The organism is Pseudomonas sp. S1_G07 (genome assembly GCF_054668565.1).
This window is the reverse complement of the sequence record NZ_CP162778.1, coordinates 4423815-4446565: the sequence shown is the minus strand read 5'-3', so window position 1 is coordinate 4446565 and position 22751 is coordinate 4423815. Positions and strand designations below refer to the sequence as shown.

18 protein-coding genes are annotated in these 22751 nt (G+C 61.4%); 14 read left to right on the top strand and 4 right to left on the bottom strand.

What is annotated here, in order from left to right; all coding sequences use genetic code 11:
* Nucleotides 1–11: 11 nt before the first annotated feature.
* Both AB4O05_RS20095 and AB4O05_RS20090 read left to right on the top strand, forming a co-directional pair.
* Nucleotides 12–677 (top strand): PP2C family protein-serine/threonine phosphatase, encoded by a 666-nt coding sequence (locus AB4O05_RS20095; protein ID WP_460137535.1) that lies wholly within the window; start codon nt 12–14, stop codon nt 675–677.
* Nucleotides 674–1516: a serine/threonine-protein kinase gene (locus tag AB4O05_RS20090; RefSeq protein ID WP_460135733.1), complete on the top strand. Its 843-nt coding sequence runs from the start codon at nt 674–676 to the stop codon at nt 1514–1516. Before AB4O05_RS20095 ends, AB4O05_RS20090 begins: the two co-directional genes overlap by 4 nt.
* Nucleotides 1517–1524: 8 nt before the next feature.
* Here AB4O05_RS20090 and AB4O05_RS20085 read toward each other — a convergent pair whose 3' ends face one another.
* Nucleotides 1525–1854, bottom strand: coding sequence for a DUF6388 family protein (locus AB4O05_RS20085; RefSeq protein ID WP_460135734.1), 330 nt, complete (start codon nt 1852–1854; stop codon nt 1525–1527).
* Nucleotides 1855–2200: 346 nt separating this feature from the next.
* Here AB4O05_RS20085 and AB4O05_RS20080 point away from each other — a divergent pair, with 346 nt between their 5' ends.
* Nucleotides 2201–4276, top strand: coding sequence for a PTS sugar transporter subunit IIC/EAL domain-containing protein (locus AB4O05_RS20080; RefSeq protein ID WP_460135735.1), 2076 nt, complete (start codon nt 2201–2203; stop codon nt 4274–4276).
* On the opposite strand, the gene AB4O05_RS20075 is transcribed toward AB4O05_RS20080, so the two are convergent.
* The 3 genes from AB4O05_RS20075 to AB4O05_RS20065 are packed head-to-tail and all read right to left on the bottom strand — an operon-like array spanning nt 4273 to nt 7555.
* Nucleotides 4273–5115, bottom strand: a complete 843-nt coding sequence (locus AB4O05_RS20075; RefSeq protein WP_460135737.1) for a metal-dependent hydrolase — start codon at nt 5113–5115, stop codon at nt 4273–4275. The two genes, AB4O05_RS20080 and AB4O05_RS20075, sit on opposite strands and share 4 nt — an antisense overlap.
* Nucleotides 5116–5129: 14 nt before the next feature.
* Nucleotides 5130–6020, bottom strand: coding sequence for an SDR family NAD(P)-dependent oxidoreductase (locus tag AB4O05_RS20070; protein WP_460135738.1), 891 nt, complete (start codon nt 6018–6020; stop codon nt 5130–5132).
* Nucleotides 6017–7555: a flavin-containing monooxygenase gene (locus tag AB4O05_RS20065; protein WP_460135740.1), complete on the bottom strand. Its 1539-nt coding sequence runs from the start codon at nt 7553–7555 to the stop codon at nt 6017–6019. The genes AB4O05_RS20070 and AB4O05_RS20065 overlap by 4 nt, the downstream gene beginning before the upstream one ends.
* Nucleotides 7556–7768: 213 nt before the next feature.
* On the opposite strand from AB4O05_RS20065, the gene AB4O05_RS20060 reads away from it, so the two are divergent.
* From AB4O05_RS20060 to AB4O05_RS20010, 11 genes are all read left to right on the top strand, one after another.
* Entirely contained in the window at nt 7769–8821 is a 1053-nt protein-coding gene (locus AB4O05_RS20060) for an alpha/beta fold hydrolase (protein WP_460164788.1), read from the top strand.
* 300 nt (nt 8822–9121) lie between these two features.
* Entirely contained in the window at nt 9122–10402 is a 1281-nt protein-coding gene (locus AB4O05_RS20055) for an alkane 1-monooxygenase (protein ID WP_460135742.1), read from the top strand.
* Nucleotides 10403–10513: 111 nt separating this feature from the next.
* Entirely contained in the window at nt 10514–11008 is a 495-nt protein-coding gene (praA, locus tag AB4O05_RS20050) for an alkane oxidation protein activator PraA (RefSeq protein ID WP_460135744.1), read from the top strand.
* A 122-nt stretch (nt 11009–11130) separates the two neighbouring features.
* Nucleotides 11131–11634, top strand: a complete 504-nt coding sequence (praB, locus tag AB4O05_RS20045) for an alkane oxidation protein activator PraB (RefSeq protein WP_460135745.1) — start codon at nt 11131–11133, stop codon at nt 11632–11634.
* 235 nt (nt 11635–11869) lie between these two features.
* The gene (gene praB, locus AB4O05_RS20040) at nt 11870–12373 is read left to right on the top strand and encodes an alkane oxidation protein activator PraB (RefSeq protein WP_460164787.1); all 504 of its coding nucleotides are present in this window, start codon (nt 11870–11872) and stop codon (nt 12371–12373) included.
* 132 nt (nt 12374–12505) lie between these two features.
* A complete protein-coding gene (locus tag AB4O05_RS20035; protein ID WP_460135746.1) occupies nt 12506–13921 on the top strand; it encodes an outer membrane protein transport protein in 1416 nt (471 codons plus the stop codon).
* A 286-nt stretch (nt 13922–14207) separates the two neighbouring features.
* Nucleotides 14208–16733, top strand: a complete 2526-nt coding sequence (locus tag AB4O05_RS20030; RefSeq protein ID WP_460135747.1) for an acyl-CoA dehydrogenase — start codon at nt 14208–14210, stop codon at nt 16731–16733.
* A gap of 150 nt (nt 16734–16883) precedes the next feature.
* On the top strand, nt 16884–18227 hold the full coding sequence (locus AB4O05_RS20025) for a 3-oxoacyl-ACP reductase (RefSeq protein ID WP_460135749.1): 1344 nt from the start codon (nt 16884–16886) through the stop codon (nt 18225–18227).
* Between the two features lie 4 nt (nt 18228–18231).
* Nucleotides 18232–19122 carry a MaoC/PaaZ C-terminal domain-containing protein gene (locus AB4O05_RS20020; protein ID WP_460135750.1) on the top strand — a complete coding sequence of 297 codons (891 nt, stop codon included), beginning with the start codon at nt 18232–18234 and terminating at the stop codon, nt 19120–19122.
* Nucleotides 19119–20417, top strand: a complete 1299-nt coding sequence (locus AB4O05_RS20015) for an acetyl-CoA C-acetyltransferase (protein WP_460135751.1) — start codon at nt 19119–19121, stop codon at nt 20415–20417. Before AB4O05_RS20020 ends, AB4O05_RS20015 begins: the two co-directional genes overlap by 4 nt.
* A gap of 31 nt (nt 20418–20448) precedes the next feature.
* A complete protein-coding gene (locus AB4O05_RS20010) occupies nt 20449–22152 on the top strand; it encodes an AMP-binding protein (RefSeq protein ID WP_460135752.1) in 1704 nt (567 codons plus the stop codon).
* The last annotated feature ends 599 nt before the right edge of the window (nt 22153–22751 follow it).

Sequence of the window (22751 nt, the reverse complement as noted above, 5' to 3'; positions counted from 1 at the left end):
TGCGGGGCAAGATGCGTGCGCGCAACGAGGACGCGTTCCTCGATTGCCCGCAGCGTGGCTGCTGGGCGGTCGCCGACGGTATGGGCGGGCATCGGGCTGGCGATGTGGCCAGCCAGTGGGTGGTCAACAGCCTGGCGTCGTTGCCGGCCCAGGGCAGCTTTGATGAGCGGGTCGAGGCTGTGCGGCGTTGCCTGCGATGGCTTGACCAGCGGCTGGGACAAACGCTCAAACACCCCGACGGCATCATGGGCAGCACCGTTGTCGCACTGTTGCTGGAGGGGAGCCGCGCGGCCTGTGTCTGGGTGGGGGATAGCCGTTGCTACCTGTGGCGTGACCAGCGCCTGTACCAATTGTCGCGCGACCATTCCCTGCTGCAGCACCTCATGGACAAACAGCGGTTGAGCCGGGAGCAAGCCCAGGCTCATCCGGACGCCAGGGCCCTGACCCGCGCCATTGGCGGCCGGCAGCCGCTGAGCCTGGAGGTGCTGGAACTCTCGCTGCAGCCTGGGGATGTGTTTCTGCTGTGCAGTGATGGTTTGTATCAGGGGCTCAGCCATGGCGCCTTGGGGAGCGCCTTGAGCGTGGGAACACCTCGGCAGGTGTTGGATCGGTTGTTTGGCGAGGTGTTACGAGGGCCGGCGCGGGACGACTTGACGGCGGTGGTGGTTCAGCCGTGAGCGCGATAGCCGGCCCACCGGACCTGCTTGCGGGGCGCTACCAGCTTGAGCGGCTGCTGGGAGCGGGCGGCATGGGGGTGGTCTATCGCGCTCGAGACCTGCTGCATGAGGCGTTCGGCGAACCCAACGCGCGGGTGGCGCTGAAACTGTTGGGCGAAACGCTGTGTGAGTCTCCCGACGGTCATGTGTTGCTGTACAGCGAGTTCGCCCTGACCCGAAGTGTGCGGCATGACCATGTGGTGCGCACGTTTGCCTTTGAGGTCGACACGGCGCGCCAACTGGCTTTTTTCACGATGGAGCTGCTGCAGGGCATGACCCTGGACCGACTGCTGCTGGAATGCCCGCAGGGTTTGCCCTGGCGAGAGCTGCAACCCATCGCCCTGCAATTGCTGGACGCGTTGGCCTGTGCTCACCAGCAAGGCGTGCTGCACGGCGATGTGAAGCCGGCCAATATCATGGTGGACGAGCAGGGGGTGCGCTTGTTTGATTTCGGCCTGGGCCATGCCGAGACACAACAGGCCGCCGGCTTGCCGGGCTTGAGCCGCAGCCGTTTGAACGCCTGGACACCCGCGTATGCGGCACCGGAGCTGATGGCGGGTGGCTGCCCGTCAGCCCGCGCCGACGTATACGGCGCCGCCTGCGTGCTCTATGAACTGGCCCATGGGCGACGGCCCGGCGAGCACTCGCTCGATAAGCCGTTGCCCAGGCCGCGTCAATTACCTCGGTGGTGCTGGCCCGCGCTGCATTCAGCGTTGGCGGTGGACCCTGAGCGTCGAACCATCGCGCCGGCCGAGTTGCGCGAAGCACTGATGGGGCCTCGACGCCACTGGTTCATTTAGTGCAAGGGTCACCCGGCCAAGTCGTGCAGTTGGCAGTATTCGCTCCAACTGAGGCCGGCCATCTGCGCGACTTCCTTGTGCACTTCCAGGCGCTGGGTCTCGAAGGTTTCGGCGGAGTCCGCTGTCAGCTTGAGGGTCAACTCCCAGGCGAACAGGCCCTGGCGTTCGGCTTCAGCCTCGAAGGCTTCGTGCAGTCGTTCGGCGCGGTACTGCGCCAGGGTCTCGCCCTTGGCCTGGGCGGCCAGCGGATTGAGGGTATTGAGCTCGACGGCGACGTCGGGATGTTCGTCGAGGAATCGGTCCAGCGCGAGCTGGTGGTTATCGCCGGGTAGTGACAAGGGCATGCTCCAGATAGAGAAGGGGCCAGGCCAGGGTTCCGGGCCTGTGCCGAGCGGCGTGAGCCATAACACTAGCAGATAGGCGCTCAATACCAGAGCGAGGTCCAGTGCGCTATGGCGATGATCATCTCGCCCGCACTGCTCAGTGAAGCAGGTCCCGACGGCGGCTCAACTCAGAACCATCCACGATGGGCAAGAAACCACGATTTGCCTGTGATCGGTCGCTGAACATTCGCTCAGGGGCATGGCAAAAGACTTTCGCTCCCGCTATCAGGACGTGTAGCGTTGTCCCGTGTTTCCGGCCCTGTCTTCCAGGACCAGAGTGCGATGGACAGAGGGATGGGGCATGGCGAATAGGCTGTTCAAACTTTTCTTCACCCAACGTCTGGCGGCCTTGGCCAGCACCGACTCCTTACGTGCCATCCGCGAAGGGCTGCTGTGGATCCTGCCGTGCCTGCTGGTATCGGCGAGCTTTCTGATTCTGTCCGAATGCGCCCGGGTGCTGGGTTTCGAACCGCCGGTGGTGGCCTTTCTGGCGGGGTTGCACGACCAGATCAGCTCGGTGATCCCGCTGCTGGTGGCGGCTTCCATTGGTTATATGCTGGCGATCCAACATCGGCTGCCGCAGTTGCCGGTGGCGTTCCTGTGCCTGGCCCAGGTGGTGGTGGCGACCTTTATCCTGCGCGAATACCCCAGGGCCTCGGCCACGTTCCTGCTGTTCATCGCCATCGCTTCGCCGCTGCTGAATGTACCGGCCATGGCCTGGCTGCACCGTTATCGCTGGACGCGCCTGGTCAACGAAGACTTCGTGGCGCACAACTTGAGGGGCGCGATCAATATGGTGGTGCCGGGGGCCATCACCGCCCTGACCCTGGTGGTGGTGCTGTCATTGTTGTTGCAGGTGCCCTATGTGGCCCAGTTGCAGGGCCCTCAGGTGCTCGATGCGTTGGAATCGCCCTACGGCAGCGGGTTGTTTGTCACCCTGATGAACTCGCTGCTGTGGTTCTTCGGCATCCACGGCGTGTACGCCATGCAGCCGCTGTTCGATGTGCTGGAGCAGGCGGTGGCGCTCAACGGCGCCGCCATGGCGGCGGGCGAACCGATCAACTATGTGTTGAACAACGGCCTGCTGGGGAGTTTTGCCTTTATCGGTGGATCGGGTGGTGCGCTGTGCCTGTTGCTGGCGATCCTGGCGTTCTCCAAGAGCCAATCCATGCGCCTGCTGGCGATGGCCAGTTTGCCGCTGTCGTTGTTCAACGTCAGCGAAGTGCTGTTGTTTGGCTTGCCGATCATTCTTAACCCGCGCCTGTTCATCCCGTTTCTGTTGGTGCCTGCGATGAATGTGCTGGTGGCGCTATACGTGGTGCAGTTGGGGTGGGTGTCGCCGGCGGTGGTCAGCGTGCCATTCACCGCGCCGGTGCTGCTCAATGCCTACCTCAGTACCCACGGCGATCTGGCGGCGGTGGCGTTGCAATTGATACTGCTGGGCCTGGGGACGCTGGTGTACGCGCCGTATGTGCGCGCGATCCACCGCCAGGCCGCCGAGGGCGGCACGGTGTACCTCAAGTCGCTGGACATGACCTTCCGGGGCCTGGAAGAAAAAGGCCGGCTGCTTGAGCTGGACCCGGTGCTGGCGTCCCACACGATGCAGGCGCGGCGCGCCACGCAAATCGACCGGATCCAACAGATCAGCGACTATGAGTTCTACCTCGAATTCCAGCCGCAAGTGTCGACCCATACCGGTCTGTGTACCGGTTGCGAAGCGCTGATGCGCGCCCGCGATGCCGAGGGCACCGTGCATTCGCCGTGGGAATTTTTACAATGGCTGGCCCAGGCGCGCCTGATGCCGGACGTGGATGTGTGGGTCGCGTCCCAGGCGGTGCGCCAATATCAGCGGTGGCAAAAACTCGGCTTTGCCCTGCCGATGACGATCAATATTTCCAGCGCCACCCTCACCGACGCCGCCTATGGTGAGCGACTCGTGGAAATCCTCGCCCAGGCCCATGGCCAGGTGTCGGTGGAGATCACCGAAGACGCCTTGGTCAGCGATATTCAAGTCACGCGCCAGACCATTCAGAAACTGCAGGCGATCGGCGCCAAGGTCTATATCGACGACTTTGGCACCGGGTTCTCGGCCTTGAGTTACCTGCACCAGTTCCCGGTGGACTTCATCAAGATCGATCGCAGTTTCGTGGTGGCCCAGCACGACCCCAAAGGCGCCCAGGTGCTCACCGGCATGCTGCGCTTCTGTGAGGCGCTGAACCTGGGGGTCGTGGTTGAAGGTGTGGAGACCGCCGAGCAGTTGGCCTTCCTGAATACCGGCACCGAGTTGTTTATCCAGGGCTGGTATTTCAGTAAGGCGCTGCCGGCCGATCAGTTGCAGGGTTTTGTGCGCGAGCGCGCGGCCCTGGCTAAAGCCTAGGTCGCCTCATAGCCGCGTCGGCTCCGTTCGATGTCCTCGACCAGGGCGTCAATGGCGGCCAGGCGGGCGCGATTGTCGTGGTCCCAGGGGTGAAAACCGGGTTTGAAGTAGTGCAACCACGGCCGCAGCATGCGTGGGAACACGCCCTTGGGCCCGTAAAGAAATTTCAGCATGCGCCAGAAGCCTTTCAGGTGGCCGCCCGACTTGCGGTCGGCGATCAGCAGGCGCAGGTGGAAATCCAGCACCACCAGCCAGAAAAACACCGTCGTGGTCAGCATGGTCGCGGTGCGCAGCAGGTAGCGTTTGGGCCCGGGCTTGATCACGCGGTTCCACACGTCGAACGCGACGGCCTTGTGCTCGGTTTCTTCCAGCGCGTGCCAGTACCACATCTGTTGGTAGCCCTTGAGTGAGTTGCCCAAGCGGGACGGGTCACTCAGCAGGATCTCCGCGAGCATCGCCGTGTAGTGCTCAAGGGCAATGGTGATCGCCAGGTTGAAGGCGGGCGAGCAGTGTTTTTTCTGCAGGTCGAGTATGAATTTCAGGCGCCGGTCCAGGGTGTGCGCCGGCAGGCCCGCGTCCTGCAACAGATCGTTGTAGGCCACGTGCTCGCGGCTGTGCATGGCTTCCTGGCCGATAAAACCCTGGACCTGCCGCTTCAGCTCAGGGTCGTCGATGCGCTGGCGGTAGTGGCGCACGCTGTCCATGAAAAACAGCTCGCCTTGGGGAAACAGCAGCGACAAGGCATTGAAGAAGTGAGTGATGAACGGGCCTTGTTCGTGCCAATCGGTGATGCGCCCGGCGGGCAGGGTAAAACGAAGGTCGCGGCGGATAGGCAGCATAGCGGTGCTCCTGTTCAGAGGCGGGGCTCGTCGTTGGTTTCAAACACCGGCGTGCGCGGTTTGGGCGCCATGCGTTTGCTGGCCAATACCACCAGCGCTTGATAGGCCGCCGGCAGGCAACGGGCGAGCAGGTCGAGGAAATACGCATCGCGGCCAATCAGCACGCGGCGCTTGTTTTTGCGTACGCCTTGCAGAATCACCTTGGCGGCCTGGTCGGCGTCGGTGATAAACAGCTTTTCAAAGTCGGCGCGGGCCTGTTGCTCGCTGTGGATCAGAAAACCGGTCATGTTCGCGTCGATACGGCTGCTGCGGCAGATATCAGTACGAATGCCCCCCGGGTGCACACAGGTGGCCGACACGCCGCAGCGCTGCAAGTCCAGCTCCTGGCGTAAGGCTTCGGTAAAGCCGCGCACGGCGAATTTGGTGGCGTTGTAGCCACTCATGCCAGGTTGCGCGAACAGGCCGAACACGCTGGACGTGTTGATCACATGGCCCTCGCCGCTGGCCTTCAAATACGGCAGGAATGCCTTGGTGCCGTGGACCACGCCCCAGAAATTGATGCCAACGATCCATTCCAGGTCGGCGTAGTCCACGCCCTCCACGGTACTCGACAGCGCCACCCCGGCATTGTTGAACACCAGGTTGACCTGGCCGTGATCTGCCACGCAGCGCGCGGCCCAGTCCTCCATGGCCTGGCGCTCGGACACATCCAGCACCTGGAGGGTGATGGTGACCGGCGACAGGGTCGAGGACTTGATCAAGGCCAGGGTTTGCTCCAGACCTTGGGCATTTTTGTCCGCCAGCGCCAGGTGGCAACCTTCTCGCGCCAATGCCAGGGCTAAAGCACGCCCCATGCCGGATGCCGCGCCGGTAATGGCTGCCACGCGACCGTTGAATGATTTCATGACAGGCTGCCTTCTGCGGTGGAGTGGGGGGCGGCGACACCACGAGCAGGCGCATTGCTTGGCGCCTGGCTGGCCACATAATCCTTGAGCGCAAACTGCCGAGTGACCTGCTTGAAGCGCCAGGTCGAGCCGGGCCACAGGGTGGTGTTCTTGCCGGTGCGCGGGTCGAGGTACCAGCTCTGGCAACCGCCGGTGTTCCAGATGGTGCGTTTGAGTTTGCCTTGCAGGTGGTGGTTGTAGGCCTGTTCCACTGCCGGTTTGACCTCGACGCTGGCGATGCGATGGCGCTGCATCTGCTTAAGTGCATCGAGGATGTAAGTCACCTGCGCCTCGATCATCAGGATCATCGAGTTATGCCCCAGGCCGGTATTGGGCCCGACGATCAGGAACAGGTTGGGGTAACCCGGCACGGTGGTGCCCTTGTAGGCATGCGCACCCTCGCGCCAGGTGTCCATCAGGTCCACCCCGCCACGCCCGATGATGCAGTCGCGGGGCAGGGGATCGCTGGCCTGGAAACCGGTGCCGAAGATCAGGCAATCGGCCGGGTGCTTGATGCCGTCGGCGGTGATCACCCCGTCGGCTTCGATGCGCAACACGCGGTCCGTGATCACTTGGACGTTGCTGCGCGACAACGCCGGGTAGTAGTCATTGGAGATCAGCACGCGCTTGCAGCCGATGGTGTAGTCCGGCGTCAGGGTTTTGCGCAGGGAAGGGCGCGCGACCTGTTTGTGCAGGTGGCGCAGGGCGACTTTCTGCACCATTTTCATCAGTCGCGGGTGCAGGGCAAAACCCACCACACGGCCTTCCAGCGCCCAGTAAAAAGCGCCGCGCACCAAGCGCTGGGTGAAGGGCAGGTGCTTGAACAACCAGCGTTCGAAGGGCGAAATTGCGCGGTCGGGCTTGGGCATGATCCACGGCGGCGTACGCTGGAACAGGTCCAGGTGGGCCACCTGCGCCGCGATCTGCGGCACAAACTGAATGGCACTGGCGCCAGTGCCGATGACTGCCACGCGTTTGCCCTTCAAGGAGTAGTCGTGGTCCCACTGTTGGGAGTGGAAGCGCTTGCCCTTGAAGCTGTCCAACCCGGGAATGTCCGGCAACGCCGGGCGCGACAGGCCGCCCATGCCCGATACCAGCACCCGTGCGCTGACCTGGCGGCCATTGCTGAAGCTCAATTGCCAGCGTTGCCGTGGTTCATCGAACACCGCGCGTTGCAAGCCCATGCCAAAACACAGGTACGGCGCCAGTTCAAAATGCGTGGCGCAGTGTTCCAGATAGGCGCGGATCTCCGCTTGCGGCGCGAATTGCCGCGTCCAGTGCGGGTTGGGCGCGAAGGAAAACGAATACACATGGGACTGCACGTCGCAGGCGCAGCCCGGGTAGTGGTTATCGCGCCAGGTGCCGCCCAGGGTGTCGGCCTGCTCGGCGATGAAGAAGTCGTTGAACCCCGACTCCTTGAGCTTGATAGCCATGCACAGGCCGGCAAAGCCCGAGCCGATGATGGCGATGTCGATCGAGTCACTGTGGGCATTCATAGGCTGTCCTTGGTGGGCATCGGATGTGCTCCTGTTTTTGTTTTGTCTTTTAGATAGAACACCATTGCAAAGAAAAATTGAATTATTTATTTTAAAAATGATTTTAAATAATCTACCTGAAAATCGCGCTTACGCCAGGGCCTTGTCTCTTACCTGCGATTTGTCCGACGGACGCGCGGGGGATGCATGCGGTTCAGGTCCAGGGTGTGGTCGATGGCTGAGGCCCTGATCAATTCCGGTCGTGTCGCCAGCCGCAGGGATGCAGAGGACCAAGCTATGGCTGTGGAGTGGATTGCCGCTGCGGCGGGCGCAAGTGCGGTGTTATGGGGCGTGAGTGCCTGGATGACACGGCGTATTGAAGCGGCCGTGCCGATCGAGGGGCGCTTTGTCGAGGTGGATGGCGAGCGCTTTCATTATGTGGAAGAGGGCAAGGGCCCGCCGCTGGTGATGATTCACGGGCTGATGGGCAGCAGTCGCAACTTGACCTATGCCTTGTCCGGCCAGTTGCGCGAGCACTTCCGTGTGATCACCCTCGACCGCCCCGGGTCGGGCTATTCCACCCGCCATAAAGGCACGGCCGCCGACCTGCCGGCCCAGGCGCGGCAAATCGCAGCCTTTATCAACACACTCGGTCTGGAAAGGCCCCTGGTGCTGGGGCATTCCCTGGGAGGCGCGATTGCCCTGGCGCTGGCCCTCGACCATCCCGACGCGGTGTCAGGCCTGGTGCTGGTGGCCCCGCTGACCCATCCCCAACCCACCTTGCCCGTGGTGTTCTGGTCGCTGGCGGTGCGCCCGGCCTGGTTGCGTCGCTGGGTGGCCCACACCCTGACGGTGCCCATGGGCCTGTTGACCCGGCGCTCGGTGGTCAAGGGCGTGTTCGCGCCTGATACGCCTCCGCCAGACTTCGCCACCCGTGGCGGTGGTTTGCTGGGCATGCGCCCCGACAATTTCTACGCCGCCTCCAGTGAGATCGCCCTGGTCAACGATGCGTTGCCGGAGATGGTCAACCGCTACCCGCAACTGACCTTGCCCATCGCCCTGGTCTATGGCGCGCGGGACAACGTGCTGGACTTTCGCAAGCACGGCCAGGCCCTGGCGGACAAGGTGCCCGGCCTGAAGCTGCAACTGGTGGAGGGCCGCGGCCATATGCTGCCGATCACGGCTGCTGCGCGCTTGGTCGAGGCTGTCCAGCAGGTCGCCAAGCGCTCGCGTCCGGTGCCAAACGGCGCGGTCGTGCAGGCGCCGTTGGCCCTGGTACGCAAATAATCGTGATCTTCGTTGCGGGTCGAATCGTGCGAAATGCTTGCTCTAGAGACCTGACTGTGGCGCTGGAAAAGAGACTGCCCGGTCACATGAAAAAGGCCTCGAAAATATAGTTGACGACCTAACGATTCCGCGCTATTTATTTAAAAAAATATTTCAATGTTTGTTTTGAAATGATTTTTGAAATGCCTAAGAGCGAATAAAAATGAAAAAAACGTCTTTTATCGCATGGTTGATTGCTCGGAGCACTCAGCGCTCCGTGAACCTGTTTTCCCTGCTTGTCGGCCTCGTTCGGAGGTTGCCATGAATCAGGCTCTGGCAGCTCCAGGTGTGTGGGCCGACGGCAAGCGTCACCTGTGGTGGCTGGGCATTATGCCTCTGGCCACGCCATTACTGTCCGGTGCCCTGGCCATCGGCACCGGTGTGCAGCAACTCTGGTGGGTTGGCGTACTGGTGATCTTCGGCCTGATTCCGTTGATCGACGGCCTGCTCGGCGAAGATGTGAGCAACCCGCCCGAATCCGCCGTCAACCACCTTGAATCCCAACGTTACTACCGCTGGATCGTCTACACCGGCGTGCTGTTCGTGATCGCGTCGGTGGTGATCACCGGCTGGCTGGCCGCTGGGGGTATCGACTGGATCATCAACGGCGGGCTGTTGCAGGCAACCGCCAGTCTTGAACCGTCCAACTGGCTGTCACACGCCGCCAGTTACATCACGGCGCGTACCCAACTGCATGGTGAGCCCAGCGTATTCACTTACCTGGGCATGGCCATGTCGACCGGTGCCGCCACCGGCATCGCCATCAACACCGCCCACGAGCTGGGGCACAAGCCTAATGCGCTGGAAGTGTTCCTGGCCAAGGTCACCCTGGCGCCGACCTTCTACGGCCACTTCTACACCGAACACAACCGGGGGCATCACGTGCGTGTCGCCACTCCGGAAGACCCCGCCAGCTCGCGCCTGGGCGAGAGTTTCTGGGCGTTCCTGCCGCGTTCGGTGTGGTTCAGTGCCCGTTCGGCCTGGAACCTGGAGCGTGAGCGCCTGCGCAAACTCGGCCTGCCGGCCTGGCACTGGAAAAACGGTGTGCTCAGCGCCTGGATGTACAGCGTGGTGTTGTGGGGCGCAATGATTGCCTGGCTGGGGGTGGCGGTGATTCCGTTCCTGGTGATCCAAGGCATCTACGGCTTCTCGTTGCTGGAAGTGGTCAATTACGTCGAACACTACGGCCTTAAACGCCAGAAGTTGCCCAATGGGCGTTATGAGCGCTGTTCGCCGCGCCACTCCTGGAACAGTAACCGGATCGTCACCAATATCTTTCTGTTCCAACTTCAGCGGCACTCCGATCACCACGCCAACCCCACGCGTAGTTATCAGTCGTTGCGACATTTCGATGAGTCGCCGCAACTTCCCTATGGTTACGCGAGCATGATTGTCTGGGCCTATGTGCCGTACTTATGGCGCAGGCGCATGGATCATCGAGTACTCAAGCATTACGCCGGGGATATTACGCTGGCCAATCTTCAACCCTCACAGCGATTGAAGTATCTGGAGAAATACAGCGGCGCTGCCAAGCCGTTCTAATCTGAAGTAACACACCAGTCATGTACTCGGGGCGAATGCCGCGCAGGATTTTATCGCCCAGAGAAAGTGGTTTGACCCGAACAAAAATAATTAAAGGGAAGGACGTACACCATGCAAACACCTGCCAAGTTCACCGCCCATGTCGTGTTGGCCGCGCTGGGCCTGATTGCCTACCACCAGGCCCAGGCCGCACGCATCGAGCCGGCCGGCAGCGCCTTTACGGCCCAAGGCCCCATCAGTTTTTCCAAGGGGGCGTTGATCAGCGCCGATTGCACCATCAAGGTCGCCGGCAAGGTTGCGGCCGATGGCACCTCGGTCAATGTCGATAAAGTCGAGTTCGACGGTGGCCTCAAGTGCAGCCGGGTCGAGGCGATCAACTTGCCGTGGATATTGGTTGCCAAGGACACGAAAAGCGGCTCCATGTCGAAGATCAGCGTGGATGTCCACGCCTTCGGCCTGGGCGGAAAGTGCGGCCCTTCCACCGCCGATGGCACCTGGGATAACGCCACCGGCAAGTTGGAAGCGGCGAATGTACCGATTGGCGAAGACTGCAAGATCAAGACGGTGTCGATCAAGATGCCGCCGAACTTCAAGGTTGTTGAATAACTTGCTGCGGTAATTGAATTGAAATTTGGCTGGAAAGGGAAGTTCTGCAGTTTCAACGTGACCTCTCGTTCATGGCCATTACCCCCTGGCGAATGACTCGCCATTACATGTGAGGAAAAACAATGAAAAGCTTTAAAACCCTCGTTTGTGCAACTTCTTTTGCAATGTGCTTTGGCGCAGCCTCGATGGCCAATGCGGCGACCATTGCGCCTGCTGGTAGTGCATTCAGTACCAGCGGCTCGATCACCGTCACATCACCTGCGTCCTTGAACCTGCCGGTCACCTGCAACATCACCTTTACCGGCACCGTGGCTGGCAACGGTTCCGGTGCATCCATTACTGGTGCATCGGTAAGCGGCTCCAATTCGCTGTGTTCGGTACCGGTTCTTCAAGGCCTGCCATGGGCACTGAACGTTGCCAGTGGTGGTCCTGACTCCTTCACCGGTACGGTGGCGGGCGTAAGATTCAAGATCCTCTCCGACTGCTCCAGCACCCCGGTGACCATTAATGTGAACTGGAAAAACTCCACCAACACGCTGAGCGTGCCAAGTGCCCAGACTGTGGGTTCTTGCAAAATCACGGCATTGACGGCGGTTCCAAGCCCTGCCTTCACCGTCACGCCATAAGCGCTGCTGAGTGCCTGACGTGTTGATCACCCGGTAAAAAACAGGTGCCTCGCAAGAGGCACCTGTTCAAGTAGATTGGAAGCGCAAGACCATTGTTGGTGGAATACAACAATAAGGAGTGGAGTATGAATGTTGAGTACGCATCCGCACGCAGTTTATTGGGCTTTTACATTTCATCTGATCAGTGGCGCTACCGCTAGGCGACTTGATTCGCTAACCCCTGTGAGGCGTAACAATGAAAAGCTTGAGAGCCTTAGTTTGTGCAACTTCATTTGCTCTTTGTATCGGCCCCATGGCGATGGCTAATGCCGCCACTATTGCCCCCGCCGGCAGCACATTTACGACCACGGGCTCAATGACTGTAAAGTCGCCCGCTACTTTCAATATGCCAGTTACTTGCAACCTCACCATGAGCGGTTCAGTGATAAATAGTGGGGCAGCCGCATTGATTACCAGCGCTGTATTCAGCGGTTCAAACGCCATATGCGCAATTCCTGTAGCGAGCAATTTTGCGTGGTTTTTGACGCTGACAGGTCCCGGGCCAGATGTGTTCTCTGGAACGCTTGGGGCCTTGAAATTAAAGATTATATCGGACTGCAGCAGTTCTCCGGTGATCATCAACGTCAACTGGAAAAACACTACTAACACCCTGAGCATTCCGAGCCCTCAAACCGTGGGTGCTTGCACGATCACCGGGCTCAGCGCGTCACCAACTCCGGCGTTTACTGTTTCTCCGTAAAAATGCCCTTGGTGCTGGACGGGATGGCCATGAATTGGAGTAAGCAATTGCCCCGCAAGAGGCACTTGTTGAGGTAAACCGGGGTCGGAAAAACCGATGTCGGTGCTTAAAAACTATAAGAAGGAGTCGGGCATGAATAATAAGAAAGTACACGCACGCACGTTAATGAGCCTGGCCGTTATCGGCGGCCTGATGGTTATGACGGGGAGTGCGCAAGCCGGTGGGTTCTCTACTCCGACTTTCGGGGCGGAAGGCTGGGGCCGCGCATTCGGTGGTGGTTCGATGTTTAAAGATGATCCGTCATCCGCCTATAACAACCCGGCGGCGATGGCGTTCATTGATCACAATATCTCGCAGTTCAACATTGACTACGCCCGGATCAGTATCCACTACAAGGGGACCGCTAAAGACTATGCGGGCAATCCAACTTCCATCACGACCGTTGACCCAAATACCTTTGAGTTCAGTTCCGTTCCTCGCACCGGTGATGGCGGACAAGGCGGTTTTACCGCCTGGGTGCCGACTGGGTTTATGGTTATGCCCATCGGTGATCGCTTCGCTTTTGGCCTGAGCCAGGTCGTGCCCATGGGCGCGCGGACAACTTGGGATCAGGACTGGAAGGGGCGGGACTTCGCCGTTGATACGCGTATCGAAACCGTCGGTCTGACGGGGTCGCTATCGTTCAAGGTCAATGATGAATTTTCTATCGGTGGTGGTGCCATTGTTCAGCACACCAAAGGGTTCGTCAGCCAGAACGTTGACTTGTATGCCGCTGCCGCTCTTGCCCCCAATTCGATCCCATTCCCGGCGGGCATCGGCTATTCGTTGATGCGCGTCAAAGTCGACAATACCTCGGTAGGCTGGTTTGCTGGCCTGGCCTGGAAGCCAACCCCACAAGACACCTTGGGTTTGAACTACCACGCCAAGATCAAGAACAAACTCGAAGGTAAGTACAATATCTACGCTGACGCAGGTTCACAGGGCCTGATTGATGGGGGGTTGCCGGGCATTTTGTATCCAGGTCTGAACCTTCAGATGAACGGTAAAGCCACGACCCAATTGGACGTTCCTGCCAGCGCGGCGATCGATTGGGTTCACCAGTTCAATGATCGTTTTACCCTCGGCGCCAGTGTCTTGTGGACCCAATGGTCTTCATTCAAGAACCTGACCTTGAAGTCTGAAGGTTCGACCATCGTCGCCATCCCTTACAACTATAAGGACGTCTGGATGGTCTCCCTCGGCGGCGACTATAAGCTCACCGACGATTTCACGTTGCGCGCCGGTGTTGCGACGGACCAGACGCCTACCCGTAACTCTACCCGCGACCCGCGTATTCCAGATGGTGACCGGATCTTCACCTCGCTGGGCTTCGGTTACAAAATCAGGGCTATTCCAGGCCTGGCCATCGACGGTTCCTATTCCCACCAGTTCGTGGAAAAAGCCAAGTTGAAAACCCATAACCAGGATCGTCTTGGGGGGGCAACCCTGGACGGCAAGGCCGATGCCTATGGCGATGTCGTGAGTCTGGGGGTCACCTATAATTTTTGATCCTGTGTCACGCCATGCCGGTGTAACCCGCAGTCAGTGCATCTTTGCGCAGGTTTCACACCGATAGTGCAACGACCGGGTCACCCACGCGACCCGGTCCGATGCCCAGCAACTCAACAGATCAGGCTGACCTACTCAGCCCGCTATTTTTTCGCCAAATTGTTAAATAAAAATTTCAAAACAAAATTTGAATTTGGCCTTCCAAGTTTGTAGTGTGGCTTTACGCCGCAGGTCAGTCCGACCTGGCGCACGTAAACCGCGCCCTGAATCGAGTAGAGGTATCCCCATGGTGATCTGGTTATTGGTGGGCTTCGCAGCAGCGATTGCCCTGGCGTATCGACAAGCCGCCGCCATCCATTGGCTGGGCGCTGGCCTGGTGTGGCTGGCGGCTGGTTATCTTTTCAATGCAGTGGCCGCTTTTGGCGCGATTGTCGCAGCCGTGCTGGTGGTTATGCCCGCGCTGCTGCTGACCCTCAAACCGCTGCGCCGCACCCTGTTGACCAGCAAGGCCCTGGGCCTGTTTCGCACGATCATGCCGGCGATGTCCGACACCGAGCGTGCGGCTATCGAGTCCGGCACCGTGTGGTGGGACGCCGAGCTGTTCAGCGGCAAGCCCGATTGGCAGCGCCTGCTGCAAGCCGCGCCAGCGAGCCTCAGCGCCGAAGAACAAGCCTTTCTCGACAACGAGGTGGAAACCCTGTGCGACATCGCCAATGACTGGGAAACCACCCAGGTCTGGCAGGACATGTCCCCCGAAGCCTGGCAGTACACCAAGGAGGCGGGCTTTCTCGGCATGATCATTCCCAAGCAGTACGGCGGCAAAGGCTTCTCCCACTACGCGCACTCCCAGGTGGTGATGAAGCTGTCGACGCGCTGCTCGGCGGCGGCGATTTCGGTGATGGTGCCCAACTCGCTGGGGCCGGCCGAGTTGCTGCTGCATTACGGCACCGATGCCCAGCGCAATTACTACCTGCCACGCCTGGCCCGTGGCGAAGACATCCCGTGTTTCGCCCTGACCAGCCCGTATGCCGGTTCGGATGCCGGGGCAATTCCAGACCTGGGCATTGTCTGCAAAGGCATGCACGCGGGCGAAGAGGTGCTGGGTTTCAAAGTGACCTGGGACAAGCGCTACATCACCCTGGGCCCGATCGCCACGGTGCTGGGCCTGGCGTTTCGCGCCGAAGACCCGGACGGGTTGCTGGGCCCGAAAGGTTCGCTGGGCATCACCTGCGCACTGATTCCCACCTCGCACCCCGGCGTGAACAGTGGTCGCCGTCACTGGCCACTCAACGCCGTGTTCCAGAACGGCCCGACCACCGGCAAGGATGTCTTTATTCCCCTGGAATGGGTGATTGGCGGCCGCGAGCAGGTCGGCAACGGCTGGCGCATGTTGATGGAATGCCTGGCCGCCGGTCGCGCGATTTCCCTGCCATCGGCCAATGTCGGCCTGGGCAAGGTCGCCGTGCGCGGTACCAGCGCCTATGCCGCGATGCGCAAGCAGTTCGGTCTGCCTATCGGCAAGTTCGAAGGCGTGCAGGCGCCGTTGGCGCGCATGGCCGGGCATTTGTACGCGTGCGACGCGGTGCGCAAGGTCTCGGTGGCGTCCCTGGATGCCGGTGAAAAACCGTCGGTCATTTCGGCTATCGCCAAATACCACGTCACCGAGCGTGCGCGAATCATCGTCAATGACGGCATGGACATCGTCGCCGGCAAGGGCATCTGCATGGGCCCCAACAACTTCCTGGCCCGCGCCTACCAGCAAAGCCCCATCGCCATTACGGTGGAAGGCGCGAACATCATGACCCGCTGCCTGATCATCTTTGGCCAGGGCCTGATTCGTTGCCATCCCTATGTGTTCCGCGAGATGGAAGCGGCGCGCAACCCGGACCGGCGCAAGGCGCTGGAAGACTTCGACCGCGCGATGTTCGGCCATGTGAGTTTCGTGCTGGCCAACACCGTACGCGCGGCGGTGCATGCGCTGACCGGTGGGCGGCTGATTTCCGCCCCGGCCAAGACCGAACCGGCGCTGGCGTCCTACTATCGCCAGGCCAATCGGCTGTCGGTGGTGCTGGCGTTGATCTCGGATATTTCCATGGGCGTGCTGGGTGGTGCGCTCAAGCGCAAGGAAAGTATCACCGGGCGCCTCGGCGATATTCTGTCGCAGTTGTACATCCTGTCCTGCGTGCTCAAGCGCTTCGAGGATGACGGCCGGCCCCAGGCCGACCTGCCGCTGGTGCACTGGGCGGCCCAGGATGCGTTGCTGCGCGCCCATGAAGCCCTCGCCGAAGTGCTCGATAACTACCCCTCCAAAGTTGCGGCCAGCGTGGTGCGCGGCCTGACATTCCCGTTTGGCATCCCGATGCGCAAACCCTCGGATCAGTTGCTGGCGCAGGTGGCCGATGTGGTGCAGACACCGGGCGAAACCCGCGACCGGTTACTGGCCAATTCCTACATCCCGCGGCCGGAAATCGACAAATTGGCCTACGGCGAGTTGGGCTTCCGTTTGTTGCCGCAAGTCGAGCTGATCGACGCCCGGCTCAAGCCCGCCGTCAAGCAAGGCCTGCTCGAAGCGCTGCCGATCTCCACCACGGCCTTCACCGCCTGGCGCGTCAAGGCGCGGGCGCTGGACCTGATCAGCGACGACGAAGAAACCTTGCTGGCGCGCTATGTGGAATACGCCGATCACGCGATCCAGGTGGATGACTTTGCGCAGGACTTTGGTTTGCTGGAAGCGTTGCAGCAGCGCAAGCAAGCCTTGGAACCAACCCCCAAACGTCGCAGCAGCCAGGGCGAAAACGCCCCGGTGAATTAGGCAGAACGCGATCAATGTAGGCGCTGGCTTGCCTGCGATGGCATCACCTCGGTTTGACGGAAAGACCGAGTCGCCGGTATCGCAGGCAAGCCAGTTCCCAGATGAAATCGGGTTTACACGGCAAGTATGTGTTGTGAGTGAATTCTTACCATGAGTGACAGCTACCTATCCTTCGTCAATTCCGCCTGGGGCCGTCGCCTGGCCCAGGCCGTCGGCTTGCCGCAACCCTTGCCGTTGCAACGCCATCGCAGCGGCCAGCACGGGCTGGCCAACCCGGTGATCGTCGCCGGGGCAGGGCGCCTGGCCGCGCAGGTACAACGGTTGTTCAGCGCCACCGACACGGTCGCTGCCGCCCCGGCGACGCTCCAGGCGCCGTCGACAGTCAAGGTGCAGGGCGCGGTGTATGACGCCAGCGACGTGGTCGATCCCGAGCAACTGGACGCGCTCTATGTGTTCTTCCACGCCAACGCCAAACGCCTCGGCCAGCACGGCCGCGTGGTCGTGCTCGGCATCGCGCCGGAACACTGCCAGGACGTGCCTCAAGCCATCGCCCAACGTGCCCTCGAAGGCCTGGTGCGCTCGCTGGCCAAGGAGCTGCGCCGGGCGATTACCGTGCAGTTGATCTATGTGGCGCCGGGGGCCGAAGACGCGCTGGACAGCAGCCTGCGCTTCTTCCTGTCGCGGCGCTCGGCTTACGTGTCGGGGCAAGTGGTGCGCCTGGAAAAACCGGTGGACGGCAATCCCAACGTCAACTGGGAAAGCCCCTTCGCCGGTCGTCGCGCGCTGGTCACCGGCGCCTCCCGTGGCATCGGTCTGGCCATCGCCCAGGTATTGGCCCGCGACGGTGCCCATGTGGTCTGCGTGGATGTGCCCCAGGCCGGGGATGCGTTGCAACAGGCCGCCGCGAGCGTCGGTGGTTCGGCGCTGCCACTGGACATCACCGCCGCGGATGCGGCGGCGCGGTTGCTGGCCCATGTCAGCCAGCACGGCGCGTTCGATGTGGTGGTGCATAACGCTGGCATCACCCGCGACAAGACCATCGCCAAAATGCCCGAAGCAGCCTGGCGCAGTGTGCTGGCGGTCAACCTGCAAGCGCCGTTGCACCTGAGCCATGCGCTCCTGGAAAAGCAGGGCCTGAACCCCGGCGGGCGCATCGTGTGTGTGTCGTCGATTTCCGGCATCGCCGGCAACCTCGGGCAAAGCAACTACGCCACCTCCAAGGCCGGGGTGATCGGCCTGGTGCACGGTTTGGCGCCGCGCGCGGCGGCGCAGCAGGTGACGGTGAATGCCGTGGCGCCGGGGTTCATCGAGACCCAGATGACCGCGAAGATTCCGCTGATGATCCGCGAAGCCGGGCGGCGCATGAACTCCATGAGCCAGGGCGGGCAGCCGATCGACGTGGCCGAAACCATCGCCTGGTTGGCGCACCCTGCCTCCGGCGCGGTCAATGGCCAGGTGGTGCGAGTCTGCGGCCAAAGCCTGTTGGGAGCGTAACGCTATGGAATATGTGACGCAGATTATCGACCCGCCGCCGTCGCGCGGCCGCCTGCTGCTGGAGGGCGTGCGTGCGCTGCGCAAGCCCCCGTTGGCGGGGGCCCCGGTGTTGCCCGGCGAACGCCTGGTGCGTTCGGCCGTGGAATTGTCCGCCGCCGGCATCGCCGCCTATGGGCGTGCCTGCGGTTTCCGGCGCGAGCAGGGCGTGCCGTTGTCCTATCCCCATGTGCTGGCGTTCCCGCTGCACCTGATGCTGCTGACCCGGCCGAGCTTCCCATACCCGGCCAGCGGCATGGTGCACCTGGCCAACCGTATTCGGCAGCACCAGCGCCTGCACGAAGGCCAGGCCCTGCGCTTGGAAGTGTATTGCGAACGCTGGGTCGCCCACCCCAAGGGCCAGGCGCTGAGTATCGCCACGCGGGCCTACAGCGCGGGCACCCTGGCGTGGGAAAGCGACAGTCTGTACCTGCGGCGCGACGTGAAAAATCCCGTGGGTGAGCCGTGGGACGACGCACTGGCGTTGCCGGAAGACGGCCTGTTGCGCACGCAACGCTGGGTGTTGCCGGCGGATCTGGGCCGACGCTTTGCCAAGGTCTCCGGGGACTTCAACCCGATTCACACTTCGCTGATCGGCGCGAAGCTCTTTGGTTTTCGCCGCGCCATCGCCCACGGCATGTGGACCCTGGGCCGGGCGCTGGCTGCCCAGCAACCTCCGGGCGGTTTGGACCAGGCCGAGGCCCATTGCGACTTCAAGTTGCCGATCTTCCTGCCCGGCCAGGTTGCCCTGTGGAATCGACCCGCGAGCGGCCTGCGTCGTGAGTTCGAAGTGCGTAATTTTGCCGGCGACAAACCTCATATGCGTGGGCTGTTCATTTGCAAAGAGAGCGTTAAATGAGTGACTACAGCTTCAACCCGGCCCCGACCCGTCGCGTGGCGATCATTGGCGGCAACCGCATTCCATTCGCCCGCTCCAACACCGTGTATGCCCACGACAGCAATCAGGACCTGCTGGTGGCCGCGCTGCAAGGCCTGGTGGACCGCTACAACCTGCACGGCCAGCGCCTGGGTGAGTTCGCCGCAGGCGCGGTGATCAAGCATTCACGGGATTTCAACCTGGCGCGTGAGTCGTTGCTCTCCACCACCTTGTCACCCGAAACCCCCGCCTATGACCTGCAACAAGCCTGCGGCACCGGCCTGGAAGCCGCCTTGCTGGTGGCCAATAAAATCGCCCTGGGCCAGATCGAGGTAGGCATTGCCGGTGGCGCCGACACCACCTCCGACGCGCCCATCGGCATCAATGAATCCCTGCGCCACACCTTGCTCGCGGCCAATCGCGCCAAGGGCATGGGCGGCAAATTGAAAGCGCTGTCGAAGGTGCGTCCGTCGATGTTGTTCAAGCCGCTGCTGCCGCGCAATGGCGAGCCCCGTACTGGCTTGTCCATGGGCGAGCATTGCGAGGAAATGGCCAGGCGCTGGCAGATCAAGCGCCTGGCCCAGGATGAGTTGACCCTCACCAGCCACCAGCGCCTGGATGCCGCTTACCAACGTGGCTTCTTCGACGACCTGATCAGCCCTCATCGCGGCCTGGCCCGTGACAACAACCTGCGCGCCGATGCCAGCCTGGAGAAACTTGCCAGCCTGTCACCGGCCTATGACCGCCAGAACGGCACCCTCACGGCGGGTAACGCCACACCGCTGACGGATGGCGCCTCGGTGGTGCTGCTGGCCAGCGAGGACTGGGCCGCTGCCAATGGCTGGCCGGTATTGGCCTACCTGCGCACGGGCGAGACGGCGGCGGTGAATTTCGTCGATGGCACCGAGGGCCTGCTGATGGCGCCCGCCTATGCGGTGCCGCGCATGCTTAAACGTGAAGGGCTGAGTGTTGCCGACTTCGATTTCTTCGAGATTCACGAGGCGTTCGCCGCCCAGGTGCTGTGTACCCTCAAAGCCTGGGAAGACGCCGATTACTGCCGCGAGCGCCTGGGCCTGGACGCTCCACTGGGGCCCATCGACCGCGCGAAAATGAACGTCAATGGTGGCTCCCTCGGCTGCGGCCATCCCTTCGCCGCCACCGGCGGCCGGCAATTGGCGGCGCTGGCCAAAACCATCCATGAGCACGGCGGCGGTCGCGGGCTGATCTCGATCTGTGCGGCGGGCGGGCTGGGCATTACCGCCATCGTCGAAAAGTAGCGGCAACCAAAACAACAACAAGGAGACTGCCATGAACGCTATCAGCCTGGAACACACCGAACGAGTGTGGTTGAACGCTTACCTGCCCGGCGTCCCGGCGGACATTGACGCGGGGATCGAGGCCTACCCCTCGTTGCGTGAAGTGTTCCTGGAACACCTGGAAAAATTCCGCGAACGGGTCGCCTATGTCAGCATCGGCACCGAAATGACCTACGCCGACTGGCAGGTGCAAGGCATCGCGTTTGCCGCCTGGCTCCAGGGCCAGGGCGTGCAGCCAGGCGACCGCGTGGCGCTGATGATGCCCAACTGCTTGCAGTACCCGATCTGCCTGCTGGGCACGATCCTGGCCGGCGCGGTGGTGGTCAACGTCAACCCGCTGTACACCTCCCATGAACTCAAGCACCTGCTTAAGGACAGCGGCGCCGAAACCGTGGTGATCTTCGAGAACTTCGCCCACACCCTGGAAAAGGTCGTGGCCGACAGCCGCGTCAAGCGCGTGGTGATCGCGGCCATCGGCGACCTGCTCGGCGCTTTCAAGGGCACGGCGATGAACTTCATTCTGCGCCATGTGCAAAAGCAGGTGCCAGCCTTCAATCTGCGCGGTTCGCTGCGCTTCAACCAGGTGCTCAAACAGGGGCGGGCGCTCAACTACTCGCCGGTGACCATGGGCCTGGAGGATCTGGCCTTTCTGCAATACACCGGTGGTACCACCGGGGATGCCAAGGGCGTGATGCTCAGCCACCGCAATATCATCGCCAACCTGTTGCAAGCCAAGGCCTGGGTCGGTGACCAGTTGGACCAGCACACACAGGAAACCAACGTCACCCTGTTGCCGCTGTACCACATCTTTTCCCTCACGGTGAACTGCCTGATGTTCATGTGCCTGGGCGGGCGCAACATCCTGATCGCCAACCCGCGGGACGTGAAGCGCGTGCAGATGATCCTGCGCAAGGAACGCTTCAATGGCATTGCCGGGGTCAACACGCTGTTCAACGGTTTGCTGGAGAATAAGGAGTTTTGCGCGCGGGACTTTTCCCAACTGCGCCTGGTGATCGCCGGCGGCATGGCCACCCACACCGCCGTGGCCAAGCGCTGGAAGGAAGTCACCGGGCTGCCGATTATCGAAGGTTATGGCCTGACCGAGTGCTCGCCGGTGGTGAGCATCAGCCCTATCGATATTTCACGCATGCGCGAGATGGAATTCACCGGCAGTATCGGCGTGCCATTGCCGTCGACCTGGGTGCGCTTCATGCGCGAAGACGGTGAATTGGCCGACATCGGCGAGCAGGGCGAACTGCAAGTGCGCGGCCCGCAGGTGATGCAGGGCTACTGGCAACGCCCGAAGGAAACCGCCGAGGTGCTGGATGCCCAAGGTTGGCTGTCGACCGGTGATATCGGGGTGATGGACGAACGCGGGTATATCCGCCTGGTCGACCGCAAGAAAGACATGATCCTGGTCTCGGGCTTCAACGTGTACCCCAATGAAATCGAAGACGTGGTGGCGTTGCACCCCGGCGTGGCTGAAGTCGCGGCCATCGGCGTGGAAGATGGTGTGACCGGCGAGAGAGTCAAGATCATCGTGGTGCGCAAGGACCCGAGTCTGACCCAGGAGCAGATCCTCGCCCACTGCCGCGAATACCTGACCGGCTACAAGGTGCCCAGGTATGTGGAATTTCGCACCACTGAATTGCCCAAGACCACGGTGGGCAAGGTATTGCGGCGAGCATTGCGTTAACGTCCGCCTGCTTTTTTTTGGCGAGCGAGCTTGCATCTTTAGGAGCGGGCTTGCCCGCGATGGCGGTCTGAGAGCTGACCAGGATGTTGGATTAGATCGGGTACATATCCGTTACTGCGGTAACGGCGGCTATTGGTTCCGCTCTTACAGCGGGTCACTTTTGGAAGAGCGCCAAAAGTAACCAAAAACGCTTCGCCCCACCACTCGGCACCTCGCCCAGGCTCGGTGTGCCCGTAATCCGACATTGATTTGGGGGGCCGCCGCCACGCGCCATCCATGGCGCGGGGCGGCTAAACCGGCATCCCTGCCGGTTTACCCCCCAAATCAATATCGAATTGCGGCCAGCGTGGTTAACGGGGCGTCTGAGATCAAAAGCAAGATCAAGAGCGGCTCGCTTCGCATCGTGGTTAGCGTTGGCTGCTACACAGTGGTGTAGATACTTATCGCCATCGCAGCATAGGTATCTACACAACGTTGGCTCAACGCTGAACGCCCGGCAGATAGGGCTGTTGTGGGGGATTTGTCAGGATCTGAAAGTTGTGTAGATACCTATGGCCATCGCAGGCAAGCCACACAGTGGATCTGCGCTCACCAGAAGG